Raw genomic sequence first — 15449 nt, forward strand, 5'->3', positions numbered from 1 at the left:
TTCGCATTTGCATTTTCATGCGCATTTTCAACATAGAAAACGACATCAGCCCGTACATGCGGGACTGATGCAGACCACCTTCACCATTCATTAAGGGTTTGATGATGTCTTTCATTACTCATACCAGGGATGGGCAACGCCAGCCTGTCGCAACACCTTCGTTGCTGACAGCCTGTATTGCTATGGCATTGATGCCAACCGTCAGTTTTGCCGCCTCCACGACCGAAGATACGGTAGTTGTGGAGGGTGGCTTTGATAACGCACAGGATCCCGCCAGCGGACAGGATCAGGACTACAGCGTAAAAACCACCACCACCGGGACCAAACTGTTACTTGTTCCCCGCGATATCCCCCAGTCCGTCAGCGTGATTAGCCAGCAGCGCATGGCAGATCAGAACCTGCAGTCAGTCGGCCAGGTATTGACCAACACCACCGGCGTAACGGCTCAGGTACAGGACAGCGACCGCACCGTATTTTACTCGCGCGGATTCTTCGTCAGTAACTATGCGTTCGATGACCTGCCGACCTCCATCAGCGAAGTATGGAACTTTGGTGACACCGCCGCCGACACCGCCATTTATGACCGTATAGAGGTGGTTCGCGGCGCTACCGGGCTGATGTCCGGCACCGGTAACCCATCCGCCTACGTCAATATGGTACGCAAGCACGCAGACAGTAACGTATTCAAAGGGAACGTCTCCGCCAGCTACGGCAGCTGGGACAAGCAGCGCTATGTGCTGGATTTACAGGCCCCGCTGGTAGAGTCTGGCAATGTGCGCGGTCGTCTGATCACCGGTTACCAGGACAACGACAGCGCTGTGGATAACTACCACTACCGTAAAAAATTCCTCTATGGCGTGGTGGATGCCGACGTCACCGACAGCACGACCCTCTCCGTAGGCTATGAATACCAGGAAAGTCACACCGCCGATCCCACCTGGGGCGGGCTGCCAACCTGGTATAGCGACGGAAGCAAAACCCATTACAACCGCAGCCAGACCGTTGCGCCTGACTGGGCTTACTCGGATAAAGACAACACCCGTATCTTTGCCAACCTGACCCAACGTTTTGACAACGGCTGGGAAGCGCACATCAACGGCATGCATGCGGAAACCCATTTCGACAGCAAACTGATGTATATGTCCGGCTATCCGGATAAAGAGACCGGGGCGGGCATGGTCGGCTACGGCGGCTGGAACCGCGGAGAACGTAAGCAGGATGCCATCGACGCCTTCCTGCGTGGCGATTTCAGCCTTTTTGGTCGTCAGCATGAGATGATGTTTGGCGGGAGCTTCAGCCGCCAGCGTAACCATTACGATAACAGCATGCCGGATGCGTTATACGGTATGGTGGATGTGGGTAATTTTAAAAACTGGAATGGCAATATCGCCGACCCGCAGTGGACACCGTGGAAGCTCTATAGCCAGGACGACATTCGCCAGTCATCGGCGTATACCTCGGCCCGATTCTCGCTGGCCGACCCGCTGCACCTGATCCTTGGCGCGCGTTACACCAACTATAACATTCGCTACAACCCTGCAGGTTCCCCGGATACCCGTCTGGAAAGTTCCAAAGATGACGTAACGCCTTATGCAGGACTGGTTTATGACATCAATGAAGACTGGTCGACCTATGTCAGCTACACCTCTATTTTCCAGCCACAGGACAAGCGTGACGCGATCGGCCGTTACCTCGACCCTACGACCGGGAAAAGCTACGAAGCGGGGGTGAAAGCGGACTGGTTCAACACCCGCCTGACCACCTCACTGGCCGTTTTCCGTATTGAACAGGATAACGTGGCGAGCAATACCTACACCTATATGCCGAGCGGCGAATCTATTTATGAATCACTGGATGGCGTAGTCAGCAAAGGGATTGAATTTGAGCTAAACGGTGCACTGACCGACAACTGGCAGTTAACCTTCGGGGCGACACGGTTTATTGCAGAAGATAAGCGCGGGAATGCCATCAGTTCCGATCAGCCACGCACGACCATGAAGCTGTTTACCCGTTATCAATTGCCTATGCTGCCAGAACTGGCGGTGGGCGGCGGGGTGAACTGGCAGAATAAAGTGTGGACGGATGTGGAGGGTGGCCCGGTAGGCCAGTCACGTGCAGAACAGGGCAGCTATGCGCTGGTGAATCTCTTCAGCCGTTATCAGGTCACCAGGGACCTGGCCTTGCAGGCCAACGTTAACAACCTGTTTGATAAAAAATACTACGACTACGTCGGGTCATACGTTGTCTATGGCGCGCCGCTGAACGTCTCCGTCAGCGCGAATTACTCTTTTTAAGTTTCTACCCATAAAAAAGGCAGCCATTCGGCTGCCTTAGTCTCCCCAGGTCACAGCTTAGCTGTTGCGGATGTACTCATCCATTTCGGTTTTCAGGTTATCGGATTTAGTCCCGAAGATTGCCTGAACGCCCGAACCAGCAACAACAACCCCTGCTGCACCCAGTTTTTTCAGACCCGGCTGGTCCACTTTCGCGACGTCGGCAACGCTAACACGCAGACGAGTGATGCACGCGTCCAGGTTAGTGATGTTCTCTTTCCCGCCGAATGCGGCAACCAGAGCCGGAGCCATTTCGCTTGTCGCGGTGGCTTTGCTGTCTTCTGACGCATCTTCACGACCTGGTGTTTTCAGGTCCAGTGCTTTGATCAGCACGCGGAAGATGGTGTAGTAAACAACGGCATAGCACGCACCAACGATTGGGAACAGCCACAGTTTGCTGCTGTTACCGGACAGAACGATGAAGTCGATCAGGCCGTGAGAGAAGGACGTACCGTCACGCATACCCAGCAGGATACAGATTGGGAACGCCAGACCCGCCAGAACCGCGTGAATGATGTACAGGATCGGCGCAACGAACATGAAGGAGAACTCGATCGGCTCGGTGATACCGGTCAGGAACGAGGTCAACGCTGCGGAGATCATGATACCGCCCACTTTTGCACGGTTCTCTGGTTTAGCAGAGTGCCAGATAGCAATTGCCGCTGCTGGCAGACCGTACATTTTGAACAGGAAGCCACCAGACAGTTTACCTGCAGTTGGGTCACCCGCCATGTAACGTGGGATATCACCGTGGAATACCTGACCTGCTGCGTTGGTGAATTCACCAATCTGCATCTGGAATGGAACGTTCCAGATGTGGTGCAGACCAAATGGTACCAGGCAACGCTCGATGAAGCCGTAGATACCAAACGCCACAACCGGGTTCTGATAAGCAGCCCACTGAGAGAAGGTCTGGATAGCGGAACCGATTGGTGGCCAGATGAAGGACAGGATCACGCCAGTGAAAATCGCTGCCAGACCAGAAATAATCGGAACAAAACGCTTGCCCGCGAAGAAGCCCAGATACTCAGGCAGCTTGATGCGATAGAAGCGGTTGAACATGTACGCTGCAATCGCACCGGAGATGATACCGCCCAGAACACCGGTGTCTGCCAGGTGTTTCGCAGCGATCTCTTCTGCCGGTAAATGCAGAACCAGTGGCGCAACCACTGCCATGGTTTTCACCATGATGCCGTAGGCAACAACTGCAGCCAGCGCAGAAACGCCGTCGTTATTGGTGAAGCCCAGCGCCACACCGATAGCGAAGATCAGAGGCATGTTAGCAAAGACGGAACCGCCTGCTTCGGCCATCACGTGGGAAACTACGGCTGGCAGCCAGCTGAAGTTAGCAGAACCGACACCCAGCAGGATACCTGCGATAGGCAGTACGGATACTGGCAGCATCAGCGATTTACCGACCTTTTGCAGGTTAGCAAATGCATTCTTAAACATAATTGAGAGTGCTCCTGAGTATTTGTGCTTTTTTTACGCTTTCACGCATTGGCCCGGGGGGAGTACCGTGCCGTGGACAGGACATCTAAGCGCCCTTTATTTATTACACAGAGTAAAATAATTCCCTCTGAGTTTGTTTGACGGCTATCACGTTTCAGCTTAAGACGGTCGAAAAACTTTCAATTATTTACAAAAAGCGTTTCTGGATGTGTCTAAATACACCTTCACCACCCCAAATGAGGCGGTGAACTTTACTCGTTTTATGTATTAATTACGAGCCTAAAAAAAACAGGCGTATCAAACAGATTGCAGGCGGGCGGGGTCGATATGGAACAGCGTAGAGAAGTTGTCCGTCGTGACGCGGGCCAGCTCTTCAATGCTGACGCCTTTAAGCACGGCCATGTACTCGGCTACGTCTCTCGTCATGGCTGGCTGATTTTCTTTACCGCGATGCGGCACCGGTGCCAGATACGGAGAGTCTGTTTCCACGAGGATGCGATCGAGCGGAACATAGCGCGCAGCCTCGCGAAGTTGCTCAGCGTTACGGAACGTCACGATCCCCGAAAACGAGATATAAAACCCTAAATCAAGCAGTTTACCCGCTGTTTCTCTGTCTTCTGTGAAACAGTGTAGTACGCCACCGCAATCCGTCACCTTTTCTTCCTTCAGGATCGCCAGCGTATCGGCGCGCGCATCACGGGTATGGACAATCACCGGCTTGTTGAGCTCGCGACCAATGCGAATATGATGGCGGAAGGATGCTTGCTGGCGCGGTTTCGTTTCCGGCGTGTAGTAGTAATCCAGCCCGGTTTCCCCCATCGCCACGACGCCCTCTTCTGCGGCCAGCCGGCGCAGTTCCTCAACGTCATACTCTTCATCCTGATTGAGCGGATGCACGCCACAGGAGAAAACAACGTTCTCGCGCTCGCCCACCAGCTCACGCATGCCGCGATACCCCGGTAACGTTGTCGCCACGGCAAGGCAAAACTTCACATCACGGGCAGCGGCTTTGGCCAGCACGTCGTCCACGTTTTTATGCAGGGATTGATAATCCAGGCCATCAAGATGGCAGTGTGAGTCGACTAAAAACATAATGTCTCTCTCAGAGATGGGAAACAGGCGGTGTCACGCCTGGTTGCAGGTAATGTTCGATACGCAGCAACTGGTCGGTCAGTAAAAGCTCGCGATTAAGACCAGTCACTGTTAAAAGTTGTTCACGACTTTGACAGATATCGTGAAGGATAGCGTGTAATGATGCGCCTGACAGGCTGTTCGCCAGCGTGTTAACCAGCGGCCAGACGTCCGGGTTGGTCAGTAGCGTTGCCCCTTGCTGGAGTTTGAGCGCATCCAGAAGTAAGGAAGCCAGCCAGTGCAGACGTTCCGCGGCCTGCTCGCCGTTAAGCACAGGCAATAAACTTAGCCAGTCGCGGCTGGTGATGGAAGACTCAACGGCCCGGCAGAGCGCGTCTCGCTGTGACCAGACCTCTGGCTGCAGTAATGCCAGCGCCGCCGCGGGCGCACCGCTGCTCAGGCGCAACGCAGAGAGCGCCCCTTCCTGTGACGTTGTCACTTCTCGCTCAAGCCAGCTCAGCGCCCATGATTCCTGAGGCACCGCGAGGTGATGAAGACGGCAACGGCTGCGCAGCGTTGCCAGCAAACGCCCCGGGTCACGACAGGAGAGAAGGAACCACGTTTTCTCCGGCGGTTCTTCCAGCGTTTTAAGCAGCGCATTCGCCGCCGCCTCGGTAAGCTGTGCTGCGTCTTTGAGCCAGACGACTTTTGCGCCGCTGAGCCGCGCATGTTCGTACAATTTTTCACTGACTTCACGCACGGCATCAATACCGAGCGCGCTTTTGCCCTTCTCAGGCTCGAGCGTGTAATAGTCAGGGTGCGTGCCCGCCTGCATTAACTGGCAGCCACGGCATTTACCACAGCTTTTGTGCCCTTCCGGCTGCTGACACATCAGGAAGCGGGTGATGGCGTAAATCAATGCATCATCCCCCATTCCCGGCAGTGCCTGAATCAGTAACGCATGATGCCCCCGACCAGCCTGATAGCTTTCGATCAGCTTTTCAAAATGCGGGCGCAACCATGGGTACCATTTCATGCCTGTTGCTCCTGTAGCCACTGCGTAACCGTCTTCTGAATTGCGCGGGTGACCTCTTCCAGGGATTGCGTCGCATCAATGGTGCGAATACTGCCATCCTGATCCGCCAGTTCCAGATAGCGCGCGCGGGTACGGTTAAAGAAATCAAGGGACTCCTGCTCAATGCGGTCCAGCTCACCGCGAGCACGGGCGCGCTTGAGACCCACTTCCGGCGTCACATCCAGATAGAGCGTCAGGTCAGGGCGAAAATCACCCAGCACCGCATCGCGCAGCGTGGCCAGCATCGTCTGGTCAATACCACGCCCACCGCCCTGATAAGCCTGGGTCGACAGATCGTGACGATCGCCAATTACCCACTTGCCATTAGCCAGGGCCGGTTTAATGACCGTCTCTACCAGCTGCACGCGCGCCGCGTAGAACATCAATACTTCGGCTTTATCTGTGATGACCTCGTCACCTACGGATTTGATATCCAGCACCAGGCTTCGCAGCTTTTCGGCCAGTTGCGTACCGCCGGGCTCGCGGGTAAATACCATGTCCGCAACGCCAAGCGATTTGAGCGTATCCACCACCACGTTGCGGGCCGTGGTTTTACCCGCCCCTTCGAGTCCCTCAATGACAATGTATTTACTGCGCATTTTTTTCCTTAAGTGCCTTCAGATAGTCCTGAACGGAGCGATTATGGCTGGCAAGGTTGGTGTTAAAGGTATGCCCCCCTTTTCCATCAGCCACAAAATAGAGATACGGTGTTTTAGCAGGATGCGCAGCCGCACGCAGGGAAGCCTCGCTCGGCGTGGCAATCGGGCCCGGCGGCAGACCGCTAATCACGTAGGTATTATACGCCGTTGGCGTCTCCAGATCTTTTCTTGAAATCTTACCGGTATAACTCTCGCCCATTCCGTAGATGACGGTGGGGTCCGTTTGCAGACGCATGCCGATACGCAGACGGTTAATGAAGACCGATGCCACCTGATCGCGTTCGGCGGCGACGGCCGTCTCTTTCTCAATAATTGAGGCCATCGTGACAAACTGGTTTTGATCTTTGTATGGCAGGCCGTCCATGCGCCCTTCCCAGGCGGAATCGACGGCTGCCACCATCTTTTTATGCGCCCGCTTAAGGATAGCCACATCGGTCGTGCCTGCGGTGTACATCCAGGTGTCTGGCCAGAACCAGCCTTCCACCCACTCAGGGTGTTCAAATTTCAGTACCTCGGCCACCGTCTGATAGCGGTCATCTTTCAGGGTATGCTTAATGTACGGAGCATCGCGCAGCTGCTCGAGATAATCGCTCAGGCGCATCCCCTCAACAAAACGCAGCGGGAACTGCGCTTCTTTACCGCTTTCCAGCAGCTGAAGCATCTCTTTGACGGTCATCCCCGGCGTAAAGCGATAGGTACCGGCTTTGAAATGAGACAGTTCAGGCTCGATACGTAACAGCCACTGAAACACGCGCGGACGGTTAATGATCTTGTCGCCATAAAGCTGTTCGCCAAGCGCCAGGCGGCCCGTCCCCGCTTTCAGGGTAAAAATCGTCTCGTCTTTAATCAGGATCTTACTGTTCGCCAGCTGACGAACTTTCCACACTCCCGCTCCGCCGGCAACACCCAGCGCAACGATAAGGAGGAGGACAAAGCGCAACATTTTCTTCATGACTATCGGGTTTGCTCACATATCGGGGCTAAAAACTGAAACAGCTCGCGCGAGGACAAGCTGTATTGACCATACGCGCGGACGGGTACAACCGGCATCAGCGCATTACAGATGATAATTTCTTCAGCCTGGTGCAGCGCCTCTTCTCTCGCGCTCACTTCGACAACGCGAAAGCCAGAGTGTGCCAGCTGCTGCAAACAAAACTGACGCATAATCCCGTTGACGCCGGCCTGCTCGAGCGACGGCGTATAAACATCGCTCCCCTGCCGCCAGAGTAAATTAGCCGCACAGCATTCCGTAATAAACCCTTCGCTGTCAAGAACCAGCGCCTCATCAGCGTCCGTCTGTTCAAGATGAGTGCGAATCAGTACCTGTTCAAGGCGGTTGAGGTGTTTTATACCGGCAAGCATAGGGTTTCGCCCCAGACGTACCGGGCTGAGCGTTAGCGTAACGCCCTCTTCACGCCAGCGCAGATAATGAGCAGGACAGGCAGACACCGAAAGGATCCGCGTTGGGTGCTGGCAAGCTATACCGCTGTATCCCCGGCCACCGCTGCCGCGGCTGATGATCACCTTCAAAACACCGCTTTGCTTCCCGGCCGCCAGCTGGCACATCTCCTGACGCAATGTGTCCCAGTGCGTGAAGGGGATCATCAAGGCTTCACAACCCTGCTGAAGACGACGAAGGTGCGCCTCGAGCAGGCAGACATTGCCGTCGAGAATGCGCGCTGTCGTAAAGCAGCCATCACCAAACTGAGTTGCCCTGTCACCAGCAGGCAGCGTGTTTTGCTCAAGGCCATTGATTAAAAACATGGTGGCTCCTTATGCGTGGGCATTTAGTCTGGCAGGATGCCATGCAGCCGACAAGAAGATTAGGCTTAATAAAAAAGGCCCGACAAGCGGACCTTTTTTAATCGCCATGATGCAGTCAGGCTCAGATCTTTTTGAAGATCAGTGAACCGTTAGTACCACCAAAGCCGAAGGAGTTACACAGGGTGTACTCCATACCACTTACCTGACGCGCTTCGTGAGGAACGAAGTCCAGGTCACAACCTTCATCCGGATTATCCAGGTTGATGGTTGGCGGAACAGCCTGATCGCGCAGCGCAAGGATAGAGTAGATAGACTCTACTGCACCCGCCGCACCCAACAGGTGACCGGTCATGGATTTCGTGGAGCTCACCAGCACGCGGCTGGCATATTCGCCGAAGATAGACTTAACAGCCTGAGCTTCTGCTTTATCGCCTGCAGGCGTAGAAGTACCGTGCGCGTTAACGTAACCGATGTGCTCCGGGGTAAGACCCGCGTCGCGAATCGCGTTGGCCATTGCCTGCGCGGCACCTGCACCATTTTCTGGTGGTGACGTCATGTGGTATGCATCGCTGCTCATCCCGAAGCCGACAACTTCAGCATAAATCTTCGCGCCACGTTTTTTAGCATGTTCGTACTCTTCAAGTACGATCATACCCGCACCGTCACCCAGCACGAAACCGTCACGGTCTTTGTCCCACGGACGGCTTGCTGCCTGCGGGTTATCGTTGCGGGTAGACAGCGCACGCGCTGCACCAAAGCCACCCACTCCCAGCGGAGTACTGGCTTTTTCCGCACCGCCCGCAACCATAGCATCTGCATCGCCGTACGCAATCATGCGCGCGGCCTGGCCGATGTTATGCACGCCAGAGGTACATGCGGTAGCGATAGAAATGCTTGGCCCACGCAGGCCGAACATGATGGTCAGATGACCTGCCACCATATTAACAATCGTGGACGGAACGAAGAACGGGCTGATTTTACGCGGGCCGCCATTCATCAGAGATGTATGGTTTTCCTCAATCAGACCCAGACCGCCAATCCCGGAACCGATAGCGGCACCGATACGGGTTGCGTTCTCTTCCGTAATTTCAAGGCCAGAATCCTGCATGGCCTGAACGCCAGCGACAATTCCATATTGAATGAAGGCATCCATCTTGCGCTGTTCTTTGCGCGAGATGATCTCTTCACAGTTAAAATCCTTTACTAAGCCAGCAAATTTCGTTGCATAGGCGCTAGTATCGAAATGGTCGATTAGGCTGATGCCGCTCTGACCGGCAAGGAGAGCTTTCCAGGTGGACTCTACGGTATTGCCGACAGGAGACAACATGCCAAGTCCGGTCACAACTACACGACGCTTAGACACGTTTGTCCTCCAGGGAGGGATAAAAAAGGGATTCGTGGGACAAAAAAGATAAAACTCAGGCGGTCGAATGACCGCCTGGAGATGTTCACTTACGCCTGGTGACCGTTGATGTAATCAATGGCAGCCTGAACGGTGGTGATCTTCTCAGCTTCTTCGTCCGGAATCTCAGTATCAAACTCTTCTTCCAGAGCCATTACCAGCTCAACGGTGTCAAGAGAATCTGCGCCCAGGTCTTCAACGAAGGAAGCGGAGTTCACAACTTCTTCCTGCTTAACGCCCAGCTGTTCGCCGATAATTTTCTTAACGCGTTCTTCGATAGTGCTCATACTCTTAAATTTCCTATCAAAACTCGCTTTCGCGATGGTTTTCGTAGTGTATAAAATGTTGAAAAATTTGCAACTAAATCCCGGCAGTTCTTACCACGATTTTACGTTATTTTGAGGCCATTCGCCCTAATAACGCAAATATTTTTCATCGTGATTAAACCATGTACATCCCGCCGTTGACGTGGAGGGTCTCACCAGTGATGTAACCCGCTTCGTCAGAGGCTAAAAATGCAACCGCGCTGGCAATTTCTTTAGGGTCGCCTAAGCGGCCCGCTGGAACAGCTGCCAGCGTACCCGCACGCTGCTCATCAGTTAGCGCACGCGTCATGTCCGTTTCAATAAAGCCCGGAGCAACAACGTTTACAGTAATACCGCGGGACGCAACTTCACGTGCCAGCGACTTACTGAAACCGATCAGACCTGCTTTCGCCGCAGCGTAGTTAGCCTGACCAGCATTTCCCATGGTACCAACCACAGAACCGACAGTGATAATACGACCATGACGCTTTTTCATCATAGCGCGCATTACCGCTTTTGACAGACGGAATACAGATGACAGGTTGGTTTCGATGATATCGTTCCACTCGTCGTCTTTCATTCGCATTAACAGGTTATCACGAGTGATCCCGGCATTATTTACCAGAATATCCACTTCGCCAAATTCTGCGCGAATATTTTCCAGAACAGATTCGATAGATGCAGGTTCGGTCACATTCAGAACCAGACCTTTACCGTTCGCACCCAGATACTCGCTGATGGCCTTAGCGCCATTCTCGCTGGTTGCTGTACCAATCACTTTCGCGCCGCGCGCAACCAGTGTTTCGGCAATTGCACGCCCGATACCGCGGCTTGCGCCAGTGACCAGGGCAATTTTTCCTTCAAAACTCATGGTATTCCTCTTTTATTGCGAGAGTGCCGCTGACATCGCGTCCGGCTCGTTAATTGCCGAAGCAGTCAGGGTGTCAACAATACGTTTTGTCAGACCGGTGAGGACTTTACCTGGGCCGACTTCATACAGATGCTCAATGCCCTGAGAGGCCATAAACTCAACGGTTTTGGTCCACTGTACCGGGCTGTAGAGCTGGCGAACCAGCGCATCACGGATAGCGTCCGGCGAGGTTTCGCATTTCACATCGACGTTGTTCACAACGGAAATTGTCGGTGTGTTAAAAGTAATTTTTTCAAGCTCAACGGCCAGTTTATCGGCAGCAGGTTTCATCAGTGCGCAGTGGGACGGTACGCTGACGGGCAGCGGCAGAGCGCGTTTCGCCCCTGCAGCTTTACAGGCTGCACCAGCACGTTCAACCGCGTCTTTATGACCGGCGATAACCACCTGGCCTGGCGAGTTGAAGTTAACGGGAGACACCACCTGACCTTCAGCGGATTCTTCACACGCTTTTGCAATCGCAGCATCATCAAGGCCGATGATAGCAGACATGCCACCGGTGCCTTCAGGTACTGCTTCCTGCATGAACTTACCGCGCAGTTCAACCAGACGCACCGCGTCAGCAAACGCGATAACACCGGCACACACCAGCGCAGAGTATTCACCCAGGCTATGGCCCGCGAGCAGCGCTGGCGCTTTACCGCCCTGCTGCTGCCAGACACGCCACAGCGCAACGGATGCCGTCAACAGCGCTGGCTGAGTCTGCCAGGTTTTGTTCAGCTCTTCGGCCGGTCCCTGTTGGGTCAGCGCCCACAAATCATAACCCAGCGCAGCGGAAGCTTCACGGAAAGTCTCTTCGATAACCGGATACTTTGCTGCCATTTCAGACAACATCCCAACGGCCTGAGAACCCTGGCCCGGGAACACAAAAGCAAATTGCGTCATTATTTAATCCTTATACTAGAAACGAACCAGCGCGGAACCCCAGGTGAACCCGCCACCAAAGGCTTCAAGCAAGACCAACTGGCCCCGTTTGATTCGTCCGTCACGTACCGCTTCATCAAATGCGCACGGTACTGACGCCGCAGAGGTATTGCCGTGACGATCCAGCGTCACCACAACGTTATCCATCGACATGCCCAGCTTTTTAGCGGTCGCGCTGATGATGCGCAGGTTCGCCTGATGCGGCACCAGCCAGTCGAGTGCGGAGCGGTCAAGGTTATTCGCTTCCAGCGTTTCATCGACAATGTGCGCAAGCTCAGTCACCGCCACCTTGAACACCTCATTACCGGCCATCGTCAGGTAAATAGCGTTATCCGGATTAACGCGATCGGCGTTAGGCAGGGTCAATAATTCGCCATAGCTGCCATCGGCATGCAGATGCGTAGAGATGATGCCCGGCTCTTCGGACTGACCGAGCAGTACCGCGCCCGCACCATCACCAAAAATAATGATCGTCCCACGATCGGTTGGATCGCAGGTACGTGCCAGCACGTCAGCACCGATGACCAGCGCATATTTCACGGCACCGGATTTAACATACTGATCGGCAACGCTCAGCGCATAGGTGAACCCTGCGCACGCTGCGGCAACGTCAAATGCCGGGCAGCCTTTAATGCCGAGCATGTTTTGCACCTGGCACGCTGCGCTTGGGAAGGCATGCGTGGCAGAGGTCGTGGCAACCACGATCAAGCCAATCTGATCTTTATCAATGCCCGCCATTTCGATAGCACGCTGCGCGGCTTCGTAACCCATGGTCGAAACGGTTTCGTCTGGCGCGGCAATACGACGTTCACGGATACCTGTGCGCGTGACAATCCACTCGTCAGACGTATCTACCATTTTTTCAAGATCGGCGTTGGTACGCACGTGTTTTGGCAGGTAGCTGCCGGTACCTAAAATCTTCGTATACATGTACGCTCAGTCACTTTTAGCTAATACAGATTCCAGGCGAGCGGCAATCCGCTGAGGGACTTGTCGCTGCACCGCCTGCACTGCCTGTTCAATGGCGACAGTAAATGCTCGCTGATTGGCGGCACCATGACTCTTAATCACGATGCCGCGCAATCCTAACAGACAGGCGCCATTATACTGGTCGGGGTTGAGGTGACTGAATCGCCGCGTCAGGCTTTTTTGTAACCAACGCTTTAATAAAATCAACCACCAGGCGCTTTTTTTGCCTTCTCCCTGCGATTTAAGCAGTGAGAGAAACATTCGCACGACCCCTTCCATGGTCTTCAACGTTACGTTCCCGGTGAAGCCATCACACACCAGAACATCCGTTTTCCCCGTCAGCAACTCATTGGCTTCGAGATAACCAATATAGTTGATGGAGGGAACCTGTTTGAGCAATTCGGCAGCTTCGCGAATGCTGTCCAGGCCTTTGGTCTCTTCTTCACCGATGTTCAATAACGCAACACGGGGATTGTTTATCCCGACCACTTCTTCTGCCAGCACCGACCCCATCACGGCAAACTGAGCCAGCATTGTACTATCACAATCGACGTTAGCACCCAAATCGAGCACCACGGTCTTGCCCTTCTGCTGATGCGGTAATACCGTCACCAGCGCCGGACGCTCAATACCTTCAATAGGTTTGAGCAACAATTTCGATAGCCCCATCAGCGCGCCGGTATTTCCCGCACTGACGCAAGCCTCCGCGCGTCCTTCCTTCACCAGCTCCAGCGCCATTCGCATAGAACTGCCCCGGCTATTGCGAATCGCCTGCGATGGACGTGCATCACTGGCAATAACTGACTGCGCAGGAATAATCTGCAGACGCGAACGTTGTTCGAAGTCAGCTTTTGCAAGTAATGGCGTGATTGTGTCGGGATTGCCGACTAAAAGAAGTGTGAGTTGCGAATTAGAATTCAGTGCCTGCAAAGCTGCAGGCACTGTCACGGAAGGGCCAAAATCCCCTCCCATGACATCTAACGCCAGGGTTAGACGTGTCAAGGTATCGTCACAGCCTGGTTCGGTAAATTCCCCGTTTGCACGGGGAAATCCTCACTAAGCCTAATCACGCTGACGCGTGATTACTTAGTGATAACCTTGCGGCCGCGGTAGAAACCGTCAGCGGTGATGTGGTGACGCAGGTGTTTCTCACCAGAAGTCTTGTCTACAGACAGGCTGGTAACTGCAGTCAGCGCGTCATGGGAACGACGCATGCCACGTTTGGAACGGGTTGGTTTATTCTGTTGTACGGCCATGGACCTTACTCCTCAATTACTTACGCTTTAAGCTGGCTAATACGGCAAATGGGTTTGGTTTTTGCGCTTCATCAGGCAGTTCCCCAAAGACCATGTCCGCCTCGGACACTTCACAGTGTTCAGATTCATGCACCGGAACGACTGGCAAGGAGAGGATGATTTCATCTTCAACCAGAGCCAGAAGATCGATTTCACCGAATTCATTAACTTCAATCGGTTCATACGCTTCCGGGAGTGCTTCAGCCTGTTCGTCAGAACGGACCGGACTGAAACAATACGTTGTGTGAACATGCTGTACAAACGGTTTCCCGCAACGCTGACATTCGAGGGTTACCGTCACCTTTGCATCACCGGTTAAAACGGCGAGACGCTGGTTATCGATAGCGAACGACATGGAGCATTCTACATCACTGTCCACACTGACTACGGATTCGGCGACACGCTCAGCCTGATCGGAAGTATAAATACCTTCGTAATCGAGGCGTTTTTGAGCCGTGCGAACCGGATCAAGAGTCAGGGGTAATTTTACCTTTTGCATAGGGCGCGCATATTAACTTTGTAACGTCATATAGTCAAAGAAAAAGGCAACCACAGCTGCCTTTTGCCAATTATTCGCACACATTGCGGCCTGTAGTTTAAAATGGCTGGCATCGATACGCTATATCTGGTGATAAAAATATGCCAAATCTCGTTCTTGCCTCCACCTCACCCTACCGTCGAATGTTGCTGGAAAAGCTCGGGATCCCGTTTGAATGCGCGGCGCCGGAAGTTGACGAGACGCCGCAGCCGGGCGAATCACCACGTCACCTGGTCACCCGTCTTGCGAAGGAGAAAGCGCAATCACTTGCCGCACGCTACCCTTCGCATTTGATTATAGGCTCCGATCAGGTTTGTGTGCTGGACGGTGTTATCACCGGAAAGCCGCACACTGAAGCGAATGCCTGCCAGCAGCTTATGCAAGCGCGAGGCAATATCGTCACCTTTTATACAGGTCTGGCGCTCTACAACTCCGCCTCGGGTCACCTGCAAACCGAATGCGAACCTTTCGACGTCCATTTTCGCCATCTTAGCGAGCAGGAAATCGCCGACTATGTGCGCCGGGAGCGACCGCTCAATTGCGCCGGAAGCTTCAAAAGTGAAGGTCTGGGGATTGCCCTGTTCGACAAGCTGGACGGACGTGACCCAAACACGCTGGTTGGGTTGCCGTTGATAGCATTGTGCCAGATGCTCAGACGCGAGGAGTGTAATCCGCTGAAGATGTGAGTATTACGGGTGATACATCACTTACCGGCCAGGGAGACCTCAGGCCGG

Annotated in this window: 16 protein-coding genes; 2 read left to right on the forward strand and 14 right to left on the reverse strand. The window is 53.9% G+C overall.

Going from position 1 to position 15449, the window contains the following annotated elements; all coding sequences use genetic code 11:
* Positions 1 to 104 precede the first annotated feature (104 nt).
* Complete coding sequence (fhuE, locus tag BJ887_RS21125) at positions 105 to 2294, forward strand: ferric-rhodotorulic acid/ferric-coprogen receptor FhuE (RefSeq protein WP_121340391.1); 2190 nt, start codon at positions 105 to 107, stop codon at positions 2292 to 2294.
* A 57-nt stretch (positions 2295 to 2351) separates the two neighbouring features.
* Here fhuE and ptsG read toward each other — a convergent pair whose 3' ends face one another.
* From ptsG to yceD, 14 genes are all read right to left on the reverse strand, one after another.
* On the reverse strand, positions 2352 to 3785 hold the full coding sequence (ptsG, locus tag BJ887_RS21130; protein ID WP_014169582.1) for a PTS glucose transporter subunit IIBC: 1434 nt from the start codon (positions 3783 to 3785) through the stop codon (positions 2352 to 2354).
* 297 nt (positions 3786 to 4082) lie between these two features.
* Complete coding sequence (locus tag BJ887_RS21135) at positions 4083 to 4877, reverse strand: metal-dependent hydrolase (RefSeq protein ID WP_032677884.1); 795 nt, start codon at positions 4875 to 4877, stop codon at positions 4083 to 4085.
* Positions 4878 to 4887: 10 nt separating this feature from the next.
* Complete coding sequence (gene holB / locus BJ887_RS21140) at positions 4888 to 5892, reverse strand: DNA polymerase III subunit delta' (protein ID WP_047744340.1); 1005 nt, start codon at positions 5890 to 5892, stop codon at positions 4888 to 4890.
* The gene (gene tmk / locus BJ887_RS21145; protein WP_014169579.1) at positions 5889 to 6530 is read right to left on the reverse strand and encodes a dTMP kinase; all 642 of its coding nucleotides are present in this window, start codon (positions 6528 to 6530) and stop codon (positions 5889 to 5891) included. Before tmk ends, holB begins: the two co-directional genes overlap by 4 nt.
* The gene (yceG, locus tag BJ887_RS21150) at positions 6520 to 7542 is read right to left on the reverse strand and encodes a cell division protein YceG (RefSeq protein WP_014169578.1); all 1023 of its coding nucleotides are present in this window, start codon (positions 7540 to 7542) and stop codon (positions 6520 to 6522) included. Before yceG ends, tmk begins: the two co-directional genes overlap by 11 nt.
* 2 nt (positions 7543 to 7544) lie before the next feature.
* Entirely contained in the window at positions 7545 to 8354 is an 810-nt protein-coding gene (gene pabC, locus BJ887_RS21155) for an aminodeoxychorismate lyase (RefSeq protein WP_121340392.1), read from the reverse strand.
* 121 nt (positions 8355 to 8475) lie between these two features.
* Positions 8476 to 9717, reverse strand: a complete 1242-nt coding sequence (gene fabF / locus BJ887_RS21160) for a beta-ketoacyl-ACP synthase II (RefSeq protein WP_014169576.1) — start codon at positions 9715 to 9717, stop codon at positions 8476 to 8478.
* Positions 9718 to 9806: 89 nt separating this feature from the next.
* Positions 9807 to 10043, reverse strand: a complete 237-nt coding sequence (acpP, locus tag BJ887_RS21165) for an acyl carrier protein (RefSeq protein ID WP_003857954.1) — start codon at positions 10041 to 10043, stop codon at positions 9807 to 9809.
* A 154-nt stretch (positions 10044 to 10197) separates the two neighbouring features.
* Positions 10198 to 10932, reverse strand: a complete 735-nt coding sequence (fabG, locus tag BJ887_RS21170) for a 3-oxoacyl-ACP reductase FabG (RefSeq protein ID WP_014169575.1) — start codon at positions 10930 to 10932, stop codon at positions 10198 to 10200.
* Between the two features lie 12 nt (positions 10933 to 10944).
* Positions 10945 to 11874 (reverse strand): ACP S-malonyltransferase, encoded by a 930-nt coding sequence (fabD, locus tag BJ887_RS21175; RefSeq protein WP_049022666.1) that lies wholly within the window; start codon positions 11872 to 11874, stop codon positions 10945 to 10947.
* A 15-nt stretch (positions 11875 to 11889) separates the two neighbouring features.
* Positions 11890 to 12843, reverse strand: a complete 954-nt coding sequence (locus BJ887_RS21180; RefSeq protein WP_014169572.1) for a beta-ketoacyl-ACP synthase III — start codon at positions 12841 to 12843, stop codon at positions 11890 to 11892.
* Between the two features lie 6 nt (positions 12844 to 12849).
* On the reverse strand, positions 12850 to 13884 hold the full coding sequence (gene plsX / locus BJ887_RS21185; protein WP_014169571.1) for a phosphate acyltransferase PlsX: 1035 nt from the start codon (positions 13882 to 13884) through the stop codon (positions 12850 to 12852).
* 80 nt (positions 13885 to 13964) lie between these two features.
* A complete protein-coding gene (gene rpmF, locus BJ887_RS21190; protein ID WP_003857964.1) occupies positions 13965 to 14138 on the reverse strand; it encodes a 50S ribosomal protein L32 in 174 nt (57 codons plus the stop codon).
* A 16-nt stretch (positions 14139 to 14154) separates the two neighbouring features.
* Positions 14155 to 14676 (reverse strand): 23S rRNA accumulation protein YceD, encoded by a 522-nt coding sequence (yceD, locus tag BJ887_RS21195; protein ID WP_014169570.1) that lies wholly within the window; start codon positions 14674 to 14676, stop codon positions 14155 to 14157.
* 140 nt (positions 14677 to 14816) lie between these two features.
* On the opposite strand from yceD, the gene BJ887_RS21200 reads away from it, so the two are divergent.
* Positions 14817 to 15401, forward strand: a complete 585-nt coding sequence (locus tag BJ887_RS21200; RefSeq protein WP_032677877.1) for a nucleoside triphosphate pyrophosphatase — start codon at positions 14817 to 14819, stop codon at positions 15399 to 15401.
* Positions 15402 to 15449: the final 48 nt, after the last annotated feature.

The organism is Enterobacter sp. WPR_3_1 (assembly GCF_003635055.1).
GTDB lineage: Bacteria > Pseudomonadota > Gammaproteobacteria > Enterobacterales > Enterobacteriaceae > Enterobacter > Enterobacter ludwigii.